General features: G+C 73.9%; 1 protein-coding gene. It reads left to right on the top strand.

Annotation, left to right across the window (positions count from 1 at the left end; translation table 11 throughout):
• Positions 1–6 precede the first annotated feature (6 nt).
• A complete protein-coding gene (locus ACK1X7_RS18340; protein WP_413115358.1) occupies positions 7–25,557 on the top strand; it encodes a type I polyketide synthase in 25,551 nt (8,516 codons plus the stop codon).
• The last annotated feature ends 70 nt before the right edge of the window (positions 25,558–25,627 follow it).

The following is a 25,627-nucleotide window of genomic DNA, read 5'->3' as shown; positions in this document are numbered from 1 at the left end:
TACACGATGACAACCCCCAACGAAAAGCTCGTTGACGCGCTGCGGGCCTCGCTGAAGGAAACCGAGCGGCTGCGGAAGCAGAACCAGCAGCTCACCGACGCGTCCCGGGAACCGATCGCGATCGTCGGCATGAGCTGCCGGTTCCCCGGCGGCGTCGGCAGCCCCGAGGAGCTGTGGCGGCTCGTCGTGGACGGCCAGGACGCCATCTCCGGCTTCCCCACCGACCGCGGCTGGGACATCGAGGCGCTGTACGACCCGGACCCGGAGCGCGAGGGCACCTTCTACGCCCGCGGGGGCGGCTTCCTGTACGACGCGAGCCGGTTCGACCCGGGCTTCTTCGGCATCTCGCCGCGTGAGGCGCTCGCCATGGACCCCCAGCAGCGGCTGCTGCTGGAGACCTCCTGGGAGGCGTTCGAGCGGGCCGGGATCGACCCGGACACGATGCGGGGCTCGCGCACCGGCGTGTTCGTCGGCGCGTCCACGCAGGCGTACGGGGCGGGGGAGTACGACCTCCCGGAGGGTGTCGAGGGCCATCTGCTCACCGGCACCGCCTCCAGCGTGGCGTCCGGCCGGCTCTCCTACGCCTTCGGCCTGGAGGGTCCGGCGGCCACCATCGACACCGCCTGCTCCTCCTCCTCGGTCGCGCTGCACCTGGCGGTCCAGGCGCTGCGGCAGAGCGAGTGCTCGCTGGCGCTGGCGGCGGGCGCGACCGTGCTGTCCTCCCCGGATGTGTTCGTGGAGTTCAGCCGTCAGCGCGGCCTCTCCGCCGACGGCCGCTGCAAGTCCTTCGCGGCCTCGGCGGACGGCACCGGCTGGTCCGAGGGTGTCGCGGTGCTGCTGGTCGAGCGCCTGTCGGACGCGCGGCGCAACGGCCACCCGGTGCTCGCGGTGGTGCGCGGCAGCGCCGTGAACCAGGACGGCGCCTCCAACGGCCTGACCGCGCCCAACGGCCCCTCGCAGCGGCGCGTCATCCGGCAGGCCCTGGAGAACGCCCGGCTGACCGCTGCCGACGTGGACGCTGTGGAGGCCCATGGCACGGGCACCACGCTGGGCGACCCCATCGAGGCACAGGCCCTCCTCTCCACCTACGGCAAGGAGCGGCCCGACGGGCGCCCGCTGTGGCTCGGCTCGCTGAAGTCGAACATCGGCCACACCCAGAACGTCGCCGGTATCGGCGGCGTCATCAAGATGGTCATGGCGATGCGGCACGGGGTGCTGCCGCAGACGCTGCACGTGGACGAGCCCACCCCGCATGTCGACTGGTCGACGGGAGAGGTGTCCCTGCTGACCGAGGCGCGGCCGTGGCCCGAGACCGGCCGGCCGCGCCGGGCGGGCGTGTCGTCCTTCGGCGTGAGCGGGACCAACGTCCACACCATCATCGAACAGGCGCCGGAGGCCGAAGCGGCGGAGACCGCTTCGGCTCCTGCGACGGCTCCGGCTGTGGTGCCGTGGGTGCTGTCGGGACGGGGCGCGGGCGCGCTGCGGGACCAGGCCGAGCGGCTGGTCTCGCATGTGGAGGCGCATGGCGAGCTGCGTCCGGTGGATGTCGGGTTCTCGCTGGCGACCGGGCGGTCCGCCTTTGAACACCGTGCGGTGGTGGTGGCCGAGGACCGGGATGGGCTGCTGGCCGGTCTGGGCGCGCTGGTCGAGGGCCGTGGCGCGCCGGGTGTGGTTGAAGGCTCGGTGGCCGGTGGCAAGGTGGCGTTCCTGTTCACGGGGCAGGGGAGCCAGCGGCTGGGGATGGGGCGTGAGCTCTACCAGGCGTATCCGGTGTTCGCCGAGGCGCTGGACGCGGTGTGCGCGGAGCTGGACGCGCATCTGGAGCGGCCGCTGCGGGATGTGCTGTTCGGGGATGACGCGGAGGCGCTGGATCGGACGGGGTTCACGCAGCCCGCTTTGTTCGTGGTTGAGGTGGCGTTGTTCCGTCTCGTTGAGGCGTGGGGGCTGAAGCCGGACTTCCTGTCGGGGCATTCGATTGGTGAGTTGGCCGCGGCGCATGTGGCGGGTGTGTTGTCGCTGGCGGATGCGGCGAAGTTGGTGGCGGCGCGTGGGCGGTTGATGCAGGAGCTGCCTGCCGGTGGCGCGATGATCGCGGTGCAGGCTTCGGAGGACGAGGTCACACCGCTGCTCACCGAGCGGGTGTCGATCGCCGCGCTCAACGGTCCGACGTCGGTGGTCATCGCGGGTGACGAGGATGCCGCTGTCGCGATTGCGGCGGGCTTCGAGGCGCAGGGTCGGAAGACCAAGCGCCTCACGGTCAGCCACGCGTTCCACTCGCCGCGCATGGACGGGATGCTGGACGCGTTCCGCGAGGTCGCGCAGGGGCTGTCGTACGAGGCCCCGCGCATCCCGATCGTCTCCAACCTCACCGGTGGCGTGGTGGCCGCCGAGGAGATCACCACCGCCGACTTCTGGGTGCGCCACGTCCGCGAGGCCGTCCGCTTCCTCGATGGCATACGGGCGCTTGAGGCGCAGAACGTCTCCACGTTCATCGAGCTGGGCCCGGACGGCGTCCTCACCGCCATGGCCCAGGACTGCGCGACCGGCGAGGACGCCGCGTTCATCTCCGCGCTGCGCAAGGACCGCCCCGAGGCCGAGGCGCTGACCACGGCCATCGCCCGGGCCCAGGTCCGTGGCGTGGCGCCGGACTGGGCCGCGTACTTCGCCGGGACCGGCGCGGTTCGGGTCGATCTGCCGACGTACGCCTTCCAGCATGAGCGGTTCTGGCTGGAGCCGGGTGCGGCCTCCGTGGGTGATGTGGCCTCCGTGGGGCTGGAGTTGGCCGGACACCCGCTGCTGGGTGCTGCGGTGCCGCTGGCGGAGTCCGATGGACTCGTCTTCACGGGACGGCTCGGCCTCGACACCCACCCCTGGCTGGCCGATCACACGGTCCGGGACGCGGTGGTGGTGCCGGGCTCGGCGTTTGTCGAGCTTGCCGTCCGGGCCGGTGACCGGGTCGGTTGCGACCTGCTCGACGAGCTGACCCTGCACGCCCCGCTGGTGCTGCCCGCACGCGGTGGCGTCCGTTTGCAGGTCACGGTCGGTGCCTCGGACGACGCCGGGCGCCGCTCGTTCACCGTCTCCTCCCGGCCGGAGGACGCCGCCGCCGATACGGCGTGGGTGCGGAACGCGAGCGGTGCGCTCGCCTCCGGCGCCCCCGCCCCGTCGTTCGACCTGGCCCAGTGGCCGCCGACCGCCGCCGAGGCCATCGAGCCCGAGGCGCTCTACGCCCGGCTGGCCGAGGCCGGGCTGCGGCACGGCCCGGGGTTCCAGGGGCTCACGGCCGCCTGGCGGCGCGGGGACGAACTCTTCGCCGAGGTCCGGCTGGACGACGACATCAAGCCCGGCGCCGGAGAGTTCGCCGTACACCCGGCGCTGCTGGACGCCGCCCTGCACGCTCTCCACGGCCGTGAGGGTGCCCAACTGACCGATGTCTGGCAGGGCGTCCGGCTGTACGCGGAGGGCGCGTCCGCGCTGCGCGTACGGATCGCGCCCGCCGGAGCCGACACCGTGACCCTGGCGCTCGCCGATGCCACGGGCGAGCCGGTCGCCGCCGTTGACGGACTGCGCTGCCGTCCGCTCCCCGACGACCTCACCGGTGACGCGGACGTGGCGCGGCAGAGCCTGTTCCGGCTCGACTGGGTGGCTCCGCAGACCACCTCCGCCGGTCCGGATGCCGCCACTCGCCGTATCGTCCTGGGCGAGGACCCGTTCGGTCTCGTCCCGGCCGGAGTGGCCGCCGCCTCCGCCCCCGATCTGGCCGCGCTGGGCGCGTCCGTCGAGGCGGGCGACACCGCCGCCCCGGAGCTGGTCCTCGCGTCCTTCGCACCGGCGCCCGGCGGCCCGGACGACGACCAGGACGTGGCCGAGGCCGCGCACCGGGAGGCGCGGCGCGCGCTGGCCCTGGTGCAGGGCTGGCTGGCCGATGAGCGGTTCGCCGACGCGCGCCTGGTGGTCGTCACCCGGGGCGCGATGGCCACAGGCGCCGAGAAGGGCGTCACCGATCTGGTGCACGCGCCCCTGTGGGGTCTGGTGCGCTCCGCCGAGACCGAGAACCCCGGCCGCTTCGTCCTCGTGGACGTAGACGGGGCCGCCGAGGCCGCCGGGACGGCCGAGGCGGCCGGGTCCGCCGGCGCCGCCGAGGTCGCCGACACCTTCGCCGACGCGCTCTCCGACGCCCTGGCCACCGGTGAGCCTGAGCTCGCCCTGCGCGCGGGCCGGGCCCTCGCGCCCCGGCTGGCCCGCGCCACGGCCCCGGCCCCGGGCAATGACTCCGACGCCACCCCCGCGTTCGACGCCGACGGCACCGTGCTCATCACCGGCGGCACCGGCGCCCTGGGCCGACTGCTCGCCCGCCACCTGGTCGCCGAGCACGGCGTACGCCACCTCCTGCTGACCAGCCGCCGTGGCGCGGACGCCGACGGTGCCACCGAGCTGGCCGCCGAACTCCGCGAGCGCGGCGCCGAGGTCACCCTCGCCGCCTGCGACGCCGCGGACCGCGACGCGCTCGCCGCGACCCTCGCCGCCATTCCGGCCGAGCATCCACTGACGGCCGTCGTGCACACCGCCGGTGTCCTGGACGACGGCACGGCCGCCGCCCTGACGCCCGAGCAGTTGGAGCGGGTGCTGCGTCCGAAGGTGGACGCGGCCTGGAACCTGCACGAGCTGACGCGCGACCTCGACCTGTCCGCGTTCGTGCTGTTCTCCGCCATCGCGGGCACGCTGGGCGGCGCGGGCCAGGCCAACTACGCCGCGGCCAACGTCTTCCTCGACGCGCTCGCCGCCCACCGCCACGCGACCGGTCTGCCCGCCACCGCGCTGGTGTGGGGCCTGTGGGCCCAGTCCGGCGGTATCACCGGCGATCTGACCGAGACCGATCTGCTGCGGCTGGCCCGCAGCGGCATGGGCGCCCTCACCGACGACGAGGGCATGGCGCTCTTCGACGCCGCCCGCCGCACCGGCCGGACCCTGCTGATCCCGGCCCGGCTCGACCTCGCGGCGCTGCGCTCCGCCGCCGGATCCGGCCCGGTCCCGGCGCTGCTGCGCGGGCTGATCCGCACGACCGGCCGGCGCACCGCCGCGGGCGCGCTCGCCGCCGGTTCGTCCCTGGCCCAGCGGCTGCGCGCGCTCTCCCCGAACGAGCGCCGCCGGACGCTGCTGGACCTCGTCCGCGGCCATGTGGCCACGGCCCTCGGCCACGCCTCCGCCGACGCCATCGAGGCCCGCCGCGCCTTCAAGGAGCTGGGCTTCGACTCGCTCACCGCCGTCGAACTGCGCAACCGGCTCTCCGCCGCCACCGGGCTCAAGCTGCCCTCCACCATCGTCTTCGACCACCCGAACCCCACCGTTCTCGCCGACCATCTGCGCGCCGAACTAATCGGCCTGGACGTCGACGGGGCCGGGGCCGAGGCCGAGCAGGCGGACCCGGCGCTCCCCGCCACCGCCGCCTCCCTCGCCGACGACCCGATCGCCATCGTCGCGATGGGCTGCCGCTACCCCGGCGACGTCCGCTCGCCCGAGGACCTGTGGCAGCTCGTGGCCACCGGCTCGGACGCCATCACCGGCTTCCCCGTCAACCGCAACTGGGAGAGCCAGTGGGCGGCGGACGGCGACGAGGCCGACGCGGCCCCGTCCGACTACGCCCGCGCCGGTGGCTTCCTGCACGACGCGGACCTCTTCGACGCCTCGTTCTTCGGCATCTCGCCGCGCGAGGCCCTCGCCATGGACCCGCAGCAGCGGCTGCTGCTGGAGACCTCCTGGGAGGTGTTCGAGCGCGCCGGGATCGACCCGGACTCGCTCCGCGGCCGCTCCGTCGGCGTGTTCGTGGGCGCGGCCTACAGCGGCTATGACGCGGGCCTGGAGCAGGCCGGCGCGGAGGTCGCGGGCCATGTGATGACGGGCAACGCGGGCAGCGTCATGTCCGGCCGTATCGCCTACGCCCTCGGTCTCGAGGGCCCGGCGGTCACCGTCGACACGGCCTGTTCGTCCTCGCTGGTGGCGCTGCACTGGGCGATCCAGGCGCTGCGCCAGGGCGAGTGCACGATGGCGCTCGCGGGCGGTGTCACCGTGATGACGACGCCCGGCCACTTCACCGAGTTCGGCCGCCAGGGCGGCCTGGCCGCCGACGGCCGCTGCAAGGCGTTCGCGGCCGGTGCGGATGGCACCGGCTGGGGCGAGGGCGTCGGCATGCTGCTCGTGGAGCGGCTGTCGGACGCGCGCCGCCACGGCCACCAGGTGCTGGCCGTCGTGCGCGGCTCGGCCGTCAACCAGGACGGTGCGAGCAATGGCCTGACGGCGCCGAACGGCCCGTCCCAGCAGCGCGTCATCCGCAAGGCGCTGACCAGCGCCGGGCTTACCAGCGGCGATGTGGACGTCGTCGAGGCGCACGGCACCGGTACGACGCTGGGCGACCCGATCGAGGCGCAGGCGCTGCTCGCCACCTACGGCCAGGAGCGGGATGAGGACCGGCCGTTGTGGCTCGGCTCCATCAAGTCCAACATCGGCCACTCCCAGGCGGCGGCCGGTGTCGCCGGAATCATCAAGATGGTGATGGCGATGCGGCACGGTGTGCTGCCGCAGACGCTGCACGTGGACGAGCCGTCGCCGCACGTCGACTGGACGGCCGGTGACATCGCGCTGCTCACGCGGGCGCGGGAGTGGCCCGAGACCGGCCGCGCACGCCGCGCCGCCGTGTCCTCGTTCGGCATCAGCGGCACCAACGCCCACACCATCATCGAGCAGGCCCCGGCCGGCACGGCCGAACCGGTGGAGGAAGAGCCCGAGCGGGGCGGCTCCGATGTGCTGCCGTACGCGCTCTCCGCCAAGGGCACCGACGCCCTGCGGGCCCAGGCCGAGCGGCTCTACGCCCATCTGACCGCACACTCCGACCTCGCACCGGCCGACGTAGCCCACACCCTGGTCACCGGCCGCGCCGCGCTCGACCACCGCGCGGTGCTGGTCGCGGACGGCAGGGACGGGCTGCTGTCCGGGCTGGAGGCGCTGGCGCGGGGTGAGTCCGCGCCGGGGCTGGTCGAGGGGACGGTTGCCGAGGGTGAGCTGGCGTTCCTGTTCACGGGGCAGGGGAGTCAGCGGCTGGGGATGGGGCGTGAGTTGTATGACGCCTATCCGGTGTTCGCGGATGCGTTTGATGCGGTGTGTGGTGAGCTGGACCGGCATCTTGAGCGGCCTTTGAAGGAGGTGCTGTTCGGGGAGGATGCCGCGGCGCTTGACCAGACGGGGTTCACTCAGCCCGCTTTGTTCGTGGTTGAGGTGGCGTTGTTCCGTCTCGTTGAGGCGTGGGGGCTGAAGCCGGACTTCCTGTCGGGGCATTCGATTGGTGAGTTGGCCGCGGCGCATGTGGCGGGTGTGTTGTCGCTGGCGGATGCGGCGCGGTTGGTGGCGGCTCGTGGGCGGTTGATGCAGGAGCTTCCGGCCGGTGGCGCGATGATCGCGGTGCAGGCGTCGGAGGACGAGGTCACGGCGCTGCTGACCGAGCGGGTGTCGATCGCCGCGCTGAACGGCCCGACGTCGGTCGTCATCGCGGGTGATGAGGACGAGGCTGTCGCGATCGCGGCGTCGTTCGAGGCGCAGGGTCGTAAGACCAAGCGGCTCACCGTCAGCCACGCGTTCCACTCGCCGCGCATGGACGGCATGCTGGACGCGTTCCGCGAGGTTGCGGAGGGGCTGTCGTACGAGGCTCCGCGCATCCCGATCGTCTCCAACCTGACCGGGAACGTCGTCTCCGCCGAGGAGATCGCCACCCCCGACTTCTGGGTGCGCCACGTCCGCGAGGCCGTGCGCTTCCTCGACGGCGTACGGGCGTTGGAAGCCCAAGGCGTCACCACCTTCGTCGAGCTGGGCCCCGACGGTGTCCTGACCGCGATGGCGCAGGAGTGCGTCACGGGTGGCAACGCCGCGTTCGTCGCCGCGCTGCGCAAGGACCGTCCCGAGGCCGAGGCGCTGACCACGGCCATCGCCCGGGCCCACGTCCGTGGCGTGGTGCAGGACTGGGCCGCGTACTTCGCCGGGACCGGCGCCCGCCGCGTCGACCTGCCGACGTATGCCTTCCAGCACCGCCGCTACTGGCCCGAGGAGCCGGTGGCGAGCTTGGCCGCCGCCGGTGTCGACGGCTGGCGCTACCAGGTGGCGTGGAAGCCGCTGTCGCTGGGCTCCGCGGCCCGGCTGTCCGGGGTGTGGCTCGTCGCCGCCTCCGCCGAGGACACGGCCGCCGACGCGTGGACGGACGGTGTCGTCCGTACGCTGACCGAGCGGGGCGCCGAGGTGCGGCGGCTCGACCTGGCCGCCGCCGAGGACCGCGCGGGCATCGCCGAGCGGCTGCGTACGGCGGCCGACGGCGGCGCCGTGTCCGGTGTGCTCTCGCTGCTGGCCACCGGGGACGCCGACGCCCTGCTGCCCACGGCCGCCCTCGTGCAGGCCATGGGCGACGCCGCGATCGACGCGCCGCTGTGGTGTGCCACCCGTGGCGCGGTTTCGACCGGGCGTCAGGGCGAGCTGGTGGACCCGGCCCGTGCCCAGGTGTGGGGACTTGGCCGGGTGGCGGCCCTGGAGCTGCCCGACCGCTGGGGCGGTCTCATCGACCTCCCCGAGACCATGACCGACCGGGTGCTGTCGCGGCTCGCGGTGGTGCTCGCCGGGGCCGGGGACGAGGACCAGATCGCGGTCCGCGCCTCCGGGGTGTTCGGCCGCCGGCTGGCGCGGGCGACCGCACGGCAGGTGGCGGAGGCCGAGGGCTGGAGCGCCCGCGGCACGGTGCTGGTGACGGGCGGTACGGGCGCGCTGGGCGGCCAAGTGGCCCGTTGGCTGATCGACAAGGGCGCCGAGCATGTGGTGCTCACCAGCCGCCGGGGCCTCGACGCCCCGGGCGCGGCCGGGCTGCGCGATGAACTCGCCGCATCCGGCGCCCGGATCACCGTCGCCGCCTGCGATGTGGCCGACCGGGAGGCGCTGGCCGGGCTGCTGGCCGACCTCCCCGCCGAGCTGCCGCTGACGGCCGTGGTGCATGCGGCCGGAGTGCTGGACGACGGCATTCTGGAGTCGCTGACCCCCGAGCGCTTCGCCTCCGTCCTGCGTGCGAAGGCCGACGCCGCGCTCGCCCTGGACGAGCTGACACGCGATCTCGACCTGTCCGCGTTTGTGCTGTTCTCCTCGACCAGTGGCACCGTGGGCGCCGCGGGCCAGGCCAACTACGCCGCCGCGAACGCCTTCCTGGACGCGCTCGCCCAGCGGCGGCGCGCCGCGGGGCTGCCCGCCACCTCGATCGCCTGGGGCCCGTGGGCCGCGGGCGGCATGGCCGCCGACGAGGCGCTGGAGCAGCGCATGCGCCGCGCCGGGATGCCGCCGATGGACGCCGACCTCGCGATCGACGCCCTGCAACGCGCCCTCGACCTGGGCGACGCGGCCGTGACCGTGGCGGATGTCGACTGGGACCGGTTCGCTCCGGGCTTCACCGCGGGCCGCCCCAGCCCCCTGCTGGCCGACCTGCCCGAGGTGCGCCAGGCCGCCACGCGCCCCGCCGCCACCGCGATCGGCGAGGCCGCGCCCGCCGAGACGGCCTCCGCGCTCGCGCGGCGGCTCCTCGGCCTGCCCGAGGCGGAGCGCCACCGGGCCCTGCTGGATCTCGTACGGACCCATGTGGCGGAGGTCCTCGGCCACGCCGATGTGTCCGACATCAGCGCCGAACGGGCCTTCCGCGAGATCGGCTTCGACTCCCTCACCGCCGTCGAACTGCGCAATGGCCTGGGCGCCGCCACCGATCTGCGGCTCCCCACCACCCTCATCTACGACTACCCGACGCCGCTCGCCCTCGCCGACCACCTCTTCGCCGAACTGCTCGGCGGCCAGGTGGCGGCGGTCACGGGCGGCGCGTCGCCGGTGGCGGGCGCGGCGGCCGACGACGATCCGATCGCGATCGTCGCGATGAGCTGCCGCTTCCCGGGCGGTGTCCGCACCCCCGAGGAGCTGTGGCAACTGCTGGTGTCCGGCACGGACGCCATCGTGGACATGCCCGCCGACCGCGGCTGGGACCTCCGGACGCTCTACAACCCGGACCCGGACGTCGAGGGCACCTCGTACGCCCGCGAGGGCGGCTTCCTGAGCGACGCGGCCGACTTCGACCCGGCGTTCTTCGGCATCTCGCCGCGCGAGGCCCTGGCCATGGACCCGCAGCAGCGGCTGCTGCTGGAGACCTCGTGGGAGGCGTTCGAGCGGGCCGGGATCGACCCCGCTTCCCTGCGCGGCTCCACCGCCGGTGTCTTCGTCGGCACCAACGGCCAGGACTATCTCTCCCTGCTGCTGGGCGACTCGCAGGGCCTCGAAGGCCATATGGGCACGGGCAACGCGGCCAGCGTGATCTCGGGCCGGCTCGCCTACACCTTCGGTCTCGAAGGTCCCGCGGTCACCATCGACACCGCCTGCTCCTCCTCGCTGGTCGCCCTCCACTCGGCGATCCAGGCGCTGCGCGGCGGCGAGTGCTCGATCGCGCTCGCGGGCGGTGTGACCGTGATGTCGACGCCCGGTGTGTTCGTGGACTTCAGCCGTCAGCGCGGGCTGGCGGAGGACGGCCGGATCAAGGCGTTCGCGGCGGGTGCGGATGGCACCGGCTGGGGTGAGGGCGTCGGCATGCTGCTCGTGGAGCGGCTGTCGGACGCGCGGAAGAACGGCCACCCGGTGCTCGCGCTCGTACGCGGCACGGCGGTCAACCAGGACGGTGCGTCCAATGGTCTGACGGCGCCCAACGGGCCGTCGCAGCAGCGCGTCATCCGCCAGGCGCTGGCGGGTGCGGGTCTGTCCGCGTCCGAGGTGGACGCGGTCGAGGCCCACGGCACGGGCACCCGGCTGGGCGACCCGATCGAGGCACAGGCGCTGCTCGCCACATACGGCCAGGACCGGGCGGAGGGGCAGCCGCTGCTGCTCGGCTCCATCAAGTCCAACATCGGCCACACGCAGGCCGCGGCCGGTGTCGCCGGTGTGATGAAGATGGTCCTCGCCATGCGGCACGGGGTGCTCCCGCGCACCCTGCACGTGGACGAGCCCACCCCGCATGTCGACTGGTCGGCGGGCGACATCAGCCTGCTGACCGAGCAGGTGGCATGGCCGGAGACCGGCCATCCGCGCCGCGCGGGCATCTCCTCCTTCGGCTTCAGCGGCACCAACGCCCACGCCGTCGTGGAAGAGGCCCCCGCGGCCGACGTTGTCGAGGCCGCTGAGGACACCGACGAGGGCGGAACGGCCCTGCCGGTGCTGCTCTCGGCCCGGACGGCGGACGGGCTGCGCGAGCAGGCGCGGCAACTGCACGGCCACCTGACCGAGCGGACCGAGCCGCGGACGGCAGACCTCGGCTATGCGCTCGCCGTGGGCCGCTCGGCCTTCGAGGAGCGCGCGGCGCTGATCGCCGAGGACCGGGACGGGCTGCTGTCCGGCCTGGCGGCGCTCGCCGAGGGACGTACGGCGGCCGGACTCGTTCAGGGTTCGGTGGCCGGTGGCCGGGTGGCGTTCCTCTTCACGGGGCAGGGCAGCCAGCGGCTCGGCATGGGCCGTGAGCTGTACTACGCGTACCCGGTGTTCGCGGAGGCGCTGGACGCGGTCTGCGATGAGCTGGACGCGCATCTTGAGCGGCCGTTGAAGACGGTGCTGTTCGGGGAGGACGCGGAGGCGCTGGATCGGACGGGGTTCACCCAGCCCGCGTTGTTCGCGGTCGAGGTGGCGTTGTTCCGGCTGGTGGAGGCGTGGGGTCTGAAGGCGGACTTCCTCTCCGGTCACTCGATTGGTGAGCTGGCCGCGGCGCATGTGGCGGGTGTGTTGTCGCTGGCGGATGCGGCGAAGTTGGTGGCGGCGCGTGGGCGGTTGATGCAGGCGCTGCCTGCCGGTGGCGCGATGATCGCCGTGCAGGCTTCGGAGGACGAGGTCACGCCGCTGCTGACCGAGCGGGCGTCGATTGCCGCGCTCAATGGCCCGACGTCGGTCGTCATCGCGGGTGACGAGGACGCGGCCCTGGAAATCGCGTCGTCGTTCGAGGCGCAGGGTCGCAAGACCAAGCGGCTCACGGTCAGCCACGCGTTCCACTCGCCGCGGATGGACGGCATGTTGGAGGCGTTCCGTGAGGTTGCGGAGGGGCTGTCGTACGAGGCTCCGCGCATCCCGATCGTGTCGAATCTGACCGGTGGCGTGGTGTCCGCCGAGGAGATCACGACCGCTGACTTCTGGGTGCGCCACGTCCGCGAGGCCGTGCGCTTCCTGGATGGCATCCGCACTCTCGAAGCACGGAACGTCACCACGTTCATCGAGCTGGGCCCCGACGGGGTTCTGACCGCGATGGCGCAGGAGTGTGTGACCGACGCCGAGTCGGACACCGCGTTCGTTTCCGTACTGCGCAAGGACCGTCCCGAGGTCGAGGCGCTGACCACGGCCGTCACCCGGGCGCATGTGCGCGGTGTGGCGGTGGACTGGGCGGCCTTCTACGCCGGGACCGGCGCCACCCGACTGGCGCCGGACGAGCTGGCCGAGCTGCCCACGTACGCCTTCCAGCGGCAGCGCTACTGGCCGAAGGTCTCGTCGCTGTTCCTGGGCGATGTGGCCGCGGTCGGGCTGGGCGAGGCCGAGCATCCGCTGCTCGGTGCCAGCGCCGAACTGCCCAGTGCGGACGGAATGTTGTTCACCGGGCGGCTGGCGCTGTCCACGCACCCGTGGCTCGCCGATCACACGATCATGGACACCGTGCTGCTGCCGGGCACCGCGTTCGTGGAGCTGGCGGTCCGGGCCGGTGACCAGGTCGGCTGCGGGACGCTGGAGGAACTGACCCTCGAAGCGCCGCTGGTCCTGGCCGAGGACGGGGGCGTCCAACTGCGGCTGTGGGTCGGCGCTGCCGATGACACCGGCCGCCGCCCGCTGGAGCTGCACTCCCGTGCCGAACACCTGTCGGCCGAGGAGCCGTGGACCCGGCATGCGTCCGGTGTCCTGGCGTCCGGCGATGCGCCGGAGGCGTCGTTCGAGCTGGCCGCATGGCCTCCGGCGGACGCCGCCGAGGTGGCGGTCGGCGACCGTTACGCCGAGCTGCGGGACGTCGGTTTCGCGTACGGCCCCGCGTTCCAGGGGCTGCGCAAGGCATGGCGGCGCGGTGGCGAGGTGTTCGCCGAGGTGGTGCTGGACGAGGGCACGGCCGAGGAGGCCGCCGCGTTCGGGCTGCACCCGGCGCTGCTGGACGCCGCGCTGCACGCACTCGGACTGGCCGGGCTCGGTGGCACCGAGACCGAGGGACGGCTGCCGTTCGCCTGGACCGGGGTGTCGCTGTACGCGAGCGGCGCGGCCACGCTGCGGGTGCGGATGGCCGCCGTGGGCGGCGACGGCGTCCGCCTGGAGATCGCGGACGCCACGGGCGCCCCGGTCGCGGCCGTGGACTCGCTGGTGCTGCGCCCGGTCTCGGCCGAGCAGCTACAGAGCGCGCGGACGGCGTACCACGAGTCGCTGTACCGCGTGGAGTGGACGACGGCCGGGCTGGTGGACGCCACCGGGGCGGACGCCACGGTCGACGGCCGCTGGGCGGCACTGGGCACGGACACCCTGGGCCTCGCCACCTACCCGGACCTGGCCGCGCTGAGCGAGGCCGTCGATTCCGGGACGGCGCTGCCGGAGTACGTGGTGGTATCCCTGGCAAATGACGGCCCGGGTGCGGCACATCAAGCCCGTCCGGCGATTGAGGACCGGGGCCCAGGGGCGGAGCCCATGGTTGCGGGAAGGGGCGGGATAGGGGAAACCCCCACCCAAGCCGCACACCACGCCACCACCCAAGCCCTCACCCTCCTCCAGTCCTGGCTGGCCGACAACCGCTTCATGGACTCCCGCCTGGTCCTGCTGACCTCGGGCACCGTGGCCACCGAGGCCGCCGAACCGGTGACGGACCTCGCCGGGGCGGCCGTCCGCGGCCTGGTGCGATCGGCACAGTCCGAGAACCCGGACCGCTTCGTCCTGATCGACCTCGACAGCCACGACGACGCACGGGCCGCACAATCCGCGCTTTCCACAGCCCTCGCAAGCGGCGAGCCCGAGATCGCGGTACGGCAAGGCGTCCTCAAGACGCCACGCCTGGCCCGCGCCGCGTCGGCGGCCGACAGCGAGGCCCCGGAGTGGAACCCGGACGGCACGGTGCTGATCACCGGCGCGTCCGGTTCGCTCGGCGGCCTGTTCGCCCGCCACCTGGTGACAGAGCGCGGCGTACGGCATCTGCTCCTGCTCAGCCGCCGTGGCGACCAGGCCCCGGGCGCGCCCGAACTCGCCGCCGAACTGGTCGAGTTGGGCGCGAGCGTCCGCTGGGCGGCGTGCGATGTGGCGGACCGGGACGCGCTCGCCGCGACCCTCGCCACCGTCCCCGCCGACCATCCGCTCACGGCGGTCGTCCACACGGCCGGTGTGCTGGACGACGGTGTGATCGGCTCCCTCACCCCCGAGCGCGTCGAAAACGTCATGCGCCCGAAGGCGGACGCCGCCTGGAACCTGCATGAGCTGACCCGCGACCAGAACCTCTCGGCGTTCGTGCTCTTCTCCTCCGCCGCAGGCGCCTTCGGCGGCCCGGGCCAGGGCAACTACGCCGCGGCCAACGTCTTCCTCGACGCACTCGCCGCCCACCGCCACGCGGCGGGCCTGCCCGCCACCGCGCTGGCGTGGGGCCTGTGGGCCGGTGGCGGCATGGGCGACACCCTGGACGAGGCCGACATCACCCGGATGCGGCGGGCCGGAGTGCCCCCGCTGCCGGTGGCGGAGGGGCTGCGGCTCTTCGACGCCGCGCTGACGGTCGACGAGGCATCGCTGGTGCCGATGCGCCTGGATCTCGCGGCGCTGCGCAACCAGCCCGCCATCTCGCCGCTGCTGCGCGGTCTGGTGCGGGTCCCGGTGCGGCGCGCGGTGGACGCGGTCGCGGCGGGCGGCGAGAACGGTCTTGCCGGGCGGCTCGCCGGGCTGTCCGAGCCCGAGCAGGAGCGGCTGCTGCTGGACCTGGTCCGGGCGCAGGTGGCGACCGTGCTCGGCTACGCGGGTGCGGAGACCATCGGTTCCGGGCGGGCGTTCAAGGATCTGGGCTTCGATTCGCTGACCGCCGTTGAGCTGCGCAATCAGCTCAACTCCGTTACCGGGCTGCGGCTTCCCGCGACGCTCATCTTCGACTATCCGGACCCGCAGGTCCTGGCCCGCCATCTGCGGACCGAGCTGGTGGGCGAGGAGTCGGCGGAGGTGCTCACCCCGGTCCCGGTGACGGCCGTCACCGAGGACGAGCCGATCGCCATCGTCGGGATGAGCTGCCGCTACCCGGGCGGGGTCACCACCCCCGAGGAGCTGTGGCAGCTCGTCATCGGCGCCACCGACGCCATCTCCGACTTCCCCGTCGACCGTGGCTGGGATCTCGACGCGCTCTACAGCGACGACCCCGACCAGGTGGGCACCAGCTACACCCGCGAGGGCGGCTTCCTGCACGACGCCGCCGACTTCGACCCGGACTTCTTCGGGATCAACCCGCGCGAGGCCATGGCGATGGATCCGCAGCAGCGGCTGCTGCTGGAGACGTCGTGGGAGGCGTTCGAGCGCGCGGGCATCGACCCGGCGGCCGTACGCGGCAGCAAGACCGGTGTCTTCGCGGGCGTCATGTACCACGACTATCTGACCCGGCTGACCGCCGTCCCCGAGGGGCTGGAGGGCTATCTCGGCACGGGTGGCGCGGGCTCCATCGCCTCGGGCCGGGTGGCGTACACCTTCGGGCTCGAAGGCCCGGCGGTCACCATCGACACGGCGTGCTCGTCGTCGCTGGTGGCGCTGCACCTGGCCGCGCAGGCGCTGCGCAACGGCGAGTGCTCGCTGGCGCTGGCCGGTGGTGTGACCGTCATGGCCACCCCGGACACGTTCATCGACTTCAGCCGCCAGCAGGGGCTGTCCACCGACGGCCGCTGCAAGTCCTTCGCGGCGTCGGCCGACGGCACCGGCTGGGCCGAGGGCGCGGGCATGCTGCTCGTGGAGCGGCTCTCGGACGCGCGGCGCAACGGCCACCGCGTCCTGGCGGTCGTGCGGGGCTCGGCCATCAACCAGGACGGCGCGTCCAACGGTCTGACGGCGCCCAACGGTCCGTCCCAGCAGCGCGTCATCCGTGACGCGCTGACCAGCGCCCGGCTCACCACCGCCGATGTCGATGTGGTGGAGGCGCACGGCACGGGCACGACGCTGGGCGACCCGATCGAGGCCCAGGCCCTGCTCGCCACCTACGGCCGCAGCCGGCCGGAGGGGCAGCCGCTGTGGCTCGGCTCGCTGAAGTCCAACATCGGCCACACCCAGGCCGCCGCGGGTGTCGCGGGCATCATCAAGATGATCATGGCGATGCGGCACGGAGTGCTCCCGCAGACGCTGCACATCGACGAGCCCACCCCGCATGTGGACTGGTCGGCGGGCGACCTCGAGCTGCTGACCGAGGCCCGGCCGTGGCCGGAGCTCGGCCGGCCGCGCCGGGCGGCCATCTCGTCGTTCGGCGTGAGCGGCACGAACGCGCACACGATCATCGAGCAGCCTCCGGCCCCCGAGGAGATCCCCGCGACCGGTCCGGTGGCGGAGCTGCCGACGGTGCCGTGGGTGCTCTCGGGCAAGTCCGAGGCCGCCCTGCGCGGCCAGGCCGAACGGCTCCTCGCCCACCTCGGCACCCACCCCGACCTGGACACCACGGACGTCGGCCACGCGCTGGCGACGGGCCGGGCGGCGCTGGAGCGGCGCGCGGTCGTCGTCGGCGAGGACCGGGACGGGCTGCTGTCCGGCCTGGCGGCGCTGGCACGCGGCGAGTCGGCCGCGGGGCTGGTCCAGGGGACGGTGGCCGAGGGCGGCAAGGTGGCGTTCCTCTTCACCGGCCAGGGCAGCCAGCGGCTGGGGATGGGGCGTGAGCTGTACGACGCCTATCCGGTGTTCGCGGAGGCGCTGGACGCGGTCTGCGATGAGCTGGACGCGCATCTGGAACGGCCGTTGAAGACGGTGTTGTTCGGGGAGGACGCGGAGGCGCTGGATCGGACGGGGTTCACTCAGCCCGCTTTGTTCGCGGTCGAGGTGGCACTGTTCCGGCTGGTGGAGGCGTGGGGGCTGCGGCCCGACTTCCTCTCCGGCCACTCGATTGGTGAGCTGGCCGCCGCGCATGTGGCGGGTGTGCTCTCGCTTGCCGATGCGGCGAAGCTGGTGGCGGCGCGTGGGCGGTTGATGCAGGAGCTTCCGGCCGGTGGCGCGATGGTTGCGGTGCAGGCTTCGGAGGACGAGGTCACACCGCTGCTCACCGACCGTGTGTCGATGGCCGCGCTCAACGGGCCGACCTCAGTCGTCATCGCGGGTGATGAGAACGAGGCTCTGGAGATTGCCGCTGGTTTCGAGGCGCAGGGCCGTAAGACCAAGCGGCTCACCGTCAGCCACGCGTTCCACTCGCCGCGCATGGACGGGATGCTGGACGCGTTCCGCGAGGTCGCGGAGGGGCTGTCGTACGAGGCCCCGCGGATCCCGATCGTCTCCAACCTCACCGGTGGCGTCGTCTCCGCCGAGGAGATCACGACGGCCGACTTCTGGGTGCGCCACGTCCGCGAAGCGGTCCGATTCCTCGATGGCGTACGGACGCTGGAAGCCCAGGGCGTCACCACCTACGTCGAGTTGGGCCCCGACGGTGTCCTCACCGCCATGGCCCAGGAGTGCGTCACCGGCGATGCCGCCGCCTTCGTCTCGGCGCTCCGCAAGGGGCGCACCGAGCCGGTGGCGCTGACGGCGGCCCTCGCCGCGCTGCACACCCGAGGGCTCGCCCTGGACTGGTCGGCGTTCTTCGCCGGTACGGGAGCCCGCGCCATCGAGCTGCCGACCTACGCCTTCCAGCGGCAGCGCTTCTGGGTGGAGAACCCGGAGGAGGTCCGCGAGACCGTCGCGGCCATGGATTCCGTGGACGCGCGGTTCTGGGAGGCCGTCGAGCGCGAGGACTTGGAGGCCCTGGCCGGGACGCTCCAGTCCGAGGACGCCGACGCGCTCTCCTCGCTGGGCGCCGTGCTGCCGATGCTGTCCTCGTGGCGGCGCCGCCAGGGCGAGCTGTCCACCCTGGACGCCTGGCGCTACCAGGTGGCCTGGAAGCCGGTGGCCGCCCGCGCCGAGGGGGCGCTGACCGGCCGCTGGCTGGTCGTCACCACCACGGAAGAGGCGGACGGCGCGCTGGTCGAGGGTGTCGTACGGACGCTGTCCGCACGCGGCGCCGAGGTCCAGCGGGTCGAGCTGGCCGTCGACGACCGTACGGGCATGGCCGAGCGGCTGGCCGAGGCGGTCTCCGACGCCCCGGCGGCCGGGGTGTTCGCGCTGCCGTCCCTGGCGGAGGGTGCCGACGGGCTGGTCCGCATCGCCGCCCTGGCTCAGGCGCTGGGCGATCTGGGCGTGGACGCGCCGCTGTGGGTCGCCACGCGCGGTGCGGTCTCGACCGGCCGCGCCGACGGTCCGGTGGACCCGTGGCAGGCGCGGGTCTGGGGCCTGGGCCGGGTCGCGGCCCTGGAACTGGCCGAGCGGTGGGGCGGTCTGGTCGATCTGCCGGAGACGGTGGACGACCGGGCGCTGTCGCGGCTGGCGGGCGTGCTGGCCGCCGGCGCGGGCGAGGACCAGGTGGCGGTGCGCGCCTCCGGTGTCTTCGGCCGCCGGCTGACCCGGTCCGCCGATACCGGGCGTGGCCGCGACTGGCGGCCGGGCGCGGGCTCGGTCCTGGTGACCGGCGGTACGGGCGCGCTGGGCGCGCATGTGGCCCGCTGGCTGATCGACAGGGGCGCCGAACACGTGGTGCTCACCAGCCGTCGTGGCCTCGACGCCCCCGGCGCGGCCGAGCTGCGGGACGAACTTGCCGCCTCGGGGGCCAGGGTCACCGTCGCGGCCTGCGACGTCGCCGACCGCGAGGCGCTTGCCGCGCTGGTGGCGGGGCTTCCGGCCGAACTGCCGCTGACGGCGGTGGTGCACGCGGCCGGGGTGCTGGACGACGGCGTACTGGAGTCGCTGACCCCCGAGCGCTTCGCATCCGTGCTGCGTGCCAAGGCCGACGCCGCCGCCAATCTGCACGAGCTGACGCGGGACCTGGACCTGACGGCCTTCGTCCTGTTCTCCTCGTTCGCGGGCTCGATCGGCGCCGCCGGTCAGGCCAACTACGCCGCCGCGAACGCCTTCCTGGACGCGCTCGCCGAGCGCCGCCGGGCCGAGGGCCTGCCCGCCACCTCGGTGGCCTGGGGCCCGTGGGCCGAGGGCGGGATGGCCGCGGACGACGCGCTGGAGCAGCGCATGCGCCGCGCCGGTGTGCCGCCGATGGCGACGGACCTGGCCATCGCCGCGCTACAGCGCGCCCTGGACCTGGACGAGACCGCGGTGACGGTGGCGGACATCGACTGGGAGCGGCTGGCCCCCGGCTTCACCGCCTCCCGGCCGAGCCCGCTGCTGCTGGAGCTGCCCGAGGTGCGTACCGCGCTGGAGGCCGACGGCGGGCGGACGGCCCGTACGGCCGGTGGTGGCGCGGACGAATCCTCGCTGGCCCAGCGGCTCGCGGGGGTCCCGGCGGCGGAGCGCGAGCGGATGCTGCTGGACCTGGTGCGCTCGGCCGTGGCCGATGTGCTGGGCCACTTGGACGCGGAGGCGGTGGAGGCGGACCGGGCGTTCCGGGATCTGGGCTTCGACTCGCTGACCGCCGTCGAACTGCGCAACCGCATGAACACCGTGACCGGGCTGCGGCTGCCGCCCACGCTGGTGTACGACTACCCGTCGTCCTCGGCGCTCGCCGCCCACCTCCGTACGGAGATCCTGGGCGAGGAGAGCGCGGCCGAGACGGTCGCCGGTGTGCCGGCCAGGACGGTGGCCGTCGCCGACGATCCGATCGCGATCGTCGGGATGAGCTGCCGCTTCCCGGGTGGGGTGCGGTCGCCCGAGGAGCTGTGGCGGCTCCTGGTCTCCGGGCAGGACGCGGTGACGGGCTTCCCGGCCGACCGCGGCTGGGACCTGGAGGCGTTGTACGACCCGGACTCCGCCACCGAGAACACCAGCTATGTCCGCGAGGGCGGATTCCTGGCGGACGCCGGGGACTTCGATGCCTCGTTCTTCGGCATCTCGCCGCGTGAGGCGCTCGCGATGGATCCGCAGCAGCGGTTGCTGCTGGAGACCTCGTGGGAGGCGTTCGAGCGGGCCGGGATCGACCCGACGACGCTGCGCGGTCAGCAGGTCGGCGTGTTCGCGGGCACCAACGGCCAGGACTACATGTCACTCGTCCTCCACTCGCCGGACGGCGGCGATGGCTTCATGGGGACGGGTAACGCGGCCAGTGTGATGTCGGGCCGGGTGTCCTACGCGCTGGGTCTCGAGGGCCCGGCGGTGACGGTGGATACGGCCTGCTCGTCGTCGTTGGTGGCGTTGCACTGGGCGATTCAGGCGTTGCGGGCGGGTGAGTGCTCGTTGGCGCTGGCCGGTGGTGTGACGGTGATGTCGACGCCGGGTTCGTTTGTGGACTTCAGCCGTCAGCGTGGGCTGGCGGAGGACGGTCGGATCAAGGCGTTCGCGGCGGGTGCGGATGGCACCGGCTGGGGCGAGGGCGTGGGCATGCTGCTCGTCGAGCGGCTGTCGGACGCCCAGCGCCACGGCCATGAGGTGCTGGCGGTCGTGCGCGGCTCCGCCATCAACCAGGACGGTGCCAGCAACGGCCTGACGGCGCCGAACGGTCCCTCGCAGCAGCGGGTGATCCGGCAGGCGCTGGCGGGTGCGGGTCTGTCCGCGTCCGAGGTGGACGCGGTCGAGGCGCACGGCACCGGTACGACGCTGGGCGACCCGATCGAGGCCCAGGCACTGCTGGCCACCTACGGCCAGGAGCGGGACCCCGAGCGGCCCCTGCTGCTCGGCTCCATCAAGTCCAACATCGGGCACACCCAGGCCGCCGCCGGTGTCGCCGGTGTGATGAAGATGGTGCTGGCGCTGCGGCACGGTGTGCTGCCGCCGACCCTGCACGTGGACGCGCCGACGCCGCATGTCGACTGGTCCGCCGGGGAGTTGGAGCTGTTGACCGAGGCGCGGGAGTGGCCGGAGACCGGCCGTCCGCGCCGGGCGGCGGTCTCCGCGTTCGGCATCAGCGGTACCAACGCGCACACTCTGCTGGAGCAGGCCCCGGAGCCGCAGGAGAGCCCGGTCGTGGCTCCGGCGGTGGAGCTGCCGACGGTGCCGTGGGTGCTGTCGGCCAAGTCCCCGGCCGCCGTACGCGGACAGGCCGAACGCCTCCTGGCCCACCTCGGCGGCGAGCCCGCACCGGCCGCCACCGATGTGGCCTACTCGCTGGCCACGACCCGCGCCGCCCTGGACCACCGGGCCGTGCTCACCGCGGACGGCGGGGATGGGCTGCTGGCCGGTCTCGCGGCGCTGGCGCGGGGCGAGTCCGAGGTGCCGGGCCTGGTCGAGGGCTCGGTGGCCGGTGGCAAGGTGGCGTTCCTCTTCACCGGACAGGGCAGCCAGCGGCTCGGTATGGGCCGTGAGCTGTACGACACCTTCCCGGTGTTCGCGGACGCGCTGGACGAGGTGTGCGCCCACCTGGACGCGCATCTCGAACGGCCGCTGCGTGATGTGCTGTTCGGCGACGACGCCACCGCACTGGACCGGACCGGCTTCACCCAGCCCGCGCTGTTCGCGGTCGAGGTGGCGCTGTTCCGGCTGGTGGCGACCTGGGGTCTGAAGGCGGACTTCCTTTCCGGGCATTCGATCGGCGAGCTGGCCGCCGCGCATGTGGCGGGTGTGCTGTCGCTCGCGGACGCGGCGAAGCTGGTGGCGGCTCGTGGCCGTCTGATGCAGGAGCTGCCTGCCGGTGGCGCGATGATCGCCGTCCAGGCGTCCGAGGACGAGGTGGCGCCGCTGCTCACCGACCGTGTGTCGATCGCCGCGCTCAACGGGCCCACGTCGGTCGTGGTCGCGGGTGATGAGGACGAGGCTGTCGCGATCGCCGCGGCGTTCGAGACCCAGGGTCGTAAGACCAAGCGGCTCACCGTCAGCCACGCCTTCCACTCGCCGCGCATGGACGGCATGTTGGACGCCTTCCGCGAGGTCGCGGAGGGGCTGACCTACGAGGCCCCGCACATCCCCATCGTGTCCAACCTGACGGGCGAGCTGGTCTCCGCCGAGGAGATCACGACGGCCGACTTCTGGGTGCGCCACGTCCGGGAGGCCGTGCGCTTCCTCGACGGCGTCCGCACCCTCGAAGCGCGAGGTGTGACCACCTTCGTGGAGCTGGGCCCCGACGGTGTCCTCACCGCCATGGCCCAGGACTGCCTGGCCGAGCCCGACGCGGCCGAGCTGCTGCCCGCGCTGCGCAAGGGCAGGCCGGAGGCCGAGGCGCTGACCGGCGCGCTGGCCCGGCTGTACGTCCGTGGCCCGGCCCCGGACTGGGAGGCGTTCTTCGCCGGTACGGGTGCGCGGAAGGTCGCGCTGCCCACGTACGCCTTCCAGCGCAGCCGCTACTGGGTCGACGCCCTGCTGAGCCTGGACGAGGTCGCCTCGGCGGGGCTCGGCTCGGCCGATCACCCGCTGCTGGGCGCGGCGGTGGAACTGCCCGACGCGGATGCCTATGTGTTCTCCGGGCGGCTGTCGCTCGCCTCGCACACGTGGCTGGCGGACCACACGGTCGCGGACACGGCCGTGCTGCCCGGCTCCGCGTTCGTGGAGCTGGCGGTGCGCGCCGGGGACCATGTGGGCTGTGGGCTGCTGGAGGAACTGACCCTGGACGAGCCGCTGATCCTGCCGGAGCGCGGCGGGGTGCGGCTGCGGGTGTCGGTCGGCGAGCCGGACGCCGACGGGCGTCGCCCACTGGGTGTGTACGCGCGGGACGAGCGCGCCGAGGCCGACCGGCCGTGGACCCGGCACGCCGCCGGTGTGCTCGCCTCGGGCGAGGCCCCTGGGGGCCAGGCACTGACGGGCGTTGCCACGGCGGGCGTGGCCTCGGCAGGCGTGGCTCCGGCGGCCGGCGGCGCCGAGGCGCTGTCCGTGTGGCCGCCCGCCGACGCGGAAGCGGTCGACACCGATGAGCTGTACGCGAGCATGGCGCGCGCCGGGCTGCTGCACGGCCCCGCGTTCCAGGGCCTGCACCGCGTCTGGCGGCGTGGCGAGGAGCTGTTCGCGGAGGTCCGCCTCGCGGCGGAGCGGCAGCCCGAGGCCGCCCGCTTCGCCCTGCACCCGGCCCTGCTGGACGGTGCGCTCCAGCCGCTCGCGCTGGGCGCGGGCGGTGCCGCGGTGGCGCGCTCCTGGCGTGGGGTGAGCCTGTACGCGGTCGGCGCCGAGGCGCTGCGCGTACGGCTGGCGCTGACCGAGGACGGCGCGGTGTCGATGGTGGCGGCCGATGAGACGGGTGCGCTCGTCGCGTCGGTGGACGCGCTGGAGACCGCGGCGCTGGAGGCGGACCGGATCGCCGGTGCGACCGCCTCCGACCGCCATGAGTCGCTGTTCCGTATCGACTGGGCGCCGGTGGCGGCACCGTCTGCCGCCACCTCGCAGGCGCCTTCGCGGACCGGGGCGGCGGGCTTCGCCGTCATCGGCGGCGATGAGCTCAAGCTGAGCGTGGCACTGGAGACGGCCGGGTTCCGCGCCTCGGTCCACGACGACCTCGGCTCGCTGAACGCGGCGGTCGAGGCGGGCGAGGCCGCGCCGGACACCGTGCTGGTGCCGTTCCCGCCGGAGCCGAGTGCTGCCGAGAGCGGCCTCGCCGCCGGTGCGCATACGGCCACCCACCGCGTCCTGGCCCTGCTCCAGGAGTGGCTGAACGGCGGTCGGCCCGGTTCGGCCCGGCTGGTGGTGGTCACGCGTGGCGCGGTCGCCACGGCCGCCGACCCGGCGGTGGCGGACCTGGTGCACGCACCGGTGTGGGGTCTGCTGCGCTCCGCGCAGACGGAGAACCCGGGCCAGTTCGTGCTGCTGGACGTGGACGGCGAGGTGTCCTACCCGGCGCTCGCGGCGGCGCTGGACTCGGGCGAGCCCGAGCTGGCGCTGCGCGCCGGGGCCGCGTACGCACCGCGCCTGGCCAGGGTCGGGACAACCCCGGCCGCCGGGACGTCGGAGCGGAAGGCCATCGACCCGACGGGGCGGGCCACCGACCCGACCGGCACGGCCACCGGGCCCACCGGCACGGCCATCGACCCGGACGGCACGGTGCTGATCACCGGCGCCACCGGCGGTCTGGGCAGGCTGTTCGCCCGCCATCTGGCCACCGCGCACGGCGCCCGCCATCTGCTGCTGACCAGCCGCAGCGGCCCCGCCGCCGACGGCATGGCCGAACTGGTGGCGGAGCTGGCCGAGTTGGGCGCACAGGCCACCGTCGCCGCATGCGACGCTGCCGACCGGGAGGCGCTGGCCGGGCTGCTGGCCACGATTCCGGCCGACCGTCCGCTCACGGCCGTGGTGCACACCGCGGGCGTCCTCGACGATGGCGTCATCGACATGCTGACGCCCAAGCGGGTGGACACGGCGCTGCGGCCCAAGGTCGACGCGGCGGTCAACCTCCACGAGCTGACCCGCGACCTGGACCTGTCCGCCTTCGTGCTCTTCTCGGCCGCGGCCGGCACGCTGGGCGGCGCGGGCCAGGGCGGCTACGCGGCGGCGAACGTCTTCCTGGACGCCCTCGCCGGTCACCGCCGCGCCACCGGCCGTACCGCACTGTCCCTGGTGTGGGGCATGTGGGCCGAGGAGCGGGGCATGGGCGGCCGGCTCGGCGAGGCCGACCAGCAGCGGGCGGCGCGCGGCGGGGTGCTGCCGCTGTCCGCCGAGGAGGGGCTCGCCCTGTTCGACGCGGCCCACGCCGTGGCCGACGAGGCGGTGCTCGTGCCCGTACGGCTGGAGATGGCGACGCTGCGCGCCGCCGCCGCCACCGGGGAGCTGCTGCCGCTCTACCGCGGCCTGGTGCGCACGCCCGTGCGCCGCGCCGCGACCGGCGGCCCCGCCGCCCCGGAGGCGGTGGCGGACACCGCGGACGGCACGCTGGCCCAGCGGCTGGCCGGGCAGTCGGAGGCCCAGCAGCAGTTGACCGCGCTGGACCTGGTCCGCCGTCAGGTGGCGGCCGTGCTGGGCTATGCCTCGAAGGACCAGGTGGGCGCCGAGCAGGCGTTCAAGGATCTGGGCTTCGACTCGCTGACGGCCGTGGAACTGCGGAACCGGCTGAACGCGGCCACCGGGCTGCGGCTGACGGCCACGCTGGTCTACGACTACCCGACACCGGTGGCGCTGGCGCGGCATCTGCGTCAGGAAGTGGCGCCGGAGGCCGACGGCCCCGGAGTGTCCGTACTGGAGGAGCTGGAGCGGCTGGAGAACAGCCTGTCCTCGCTGTCGCCGGAGGATCTGGCATCGGTGACGGAGGACGAGGCCGCGCATGCGAACATCGCGGTGCGCCTCCAGACGCTGCTCGCGAAGTGGAACGACGTGCGTCGCACCGCGGACGACGCCGGGGCGGACGCCGAGGCGGACGCGTTCGAAGAGGTCAGTGACGACGACCTCTTCGACTTCATCGACAAGAGGTTCGGTAACGGCTGAAGCGCGGCAGCACACCCATCCGAACCCCCCGACGAACCAGAGCATTGCGAATAGGTGAACGTCCATGGCG

This window comes from Streptomyces sp. CY-1, from assembly GCF_047218265.1.
GTDB classification, from domain to species: domain Bacteria; phylum Actinomycetota; class Actinomycetes; order Streptomycetales; family Streptomycetaceae; genus Streptomyces; species Streptomyces niphimycinicus.
Note: the sequence above shows the minus strand (reverse complement) of the source record. Positions and strands in the feature narration are given on the sequence as shown.

Excerpts from the sequence above, each read along its gene's own strand:
- ACK1X7_RS18340 (WP_413115358.1), top strand. The coding sequence starts at position 7 with ATGACAACCCCCAACGAAAAGCTCGTTGACGCGCTGCGGGCCTCGCTG.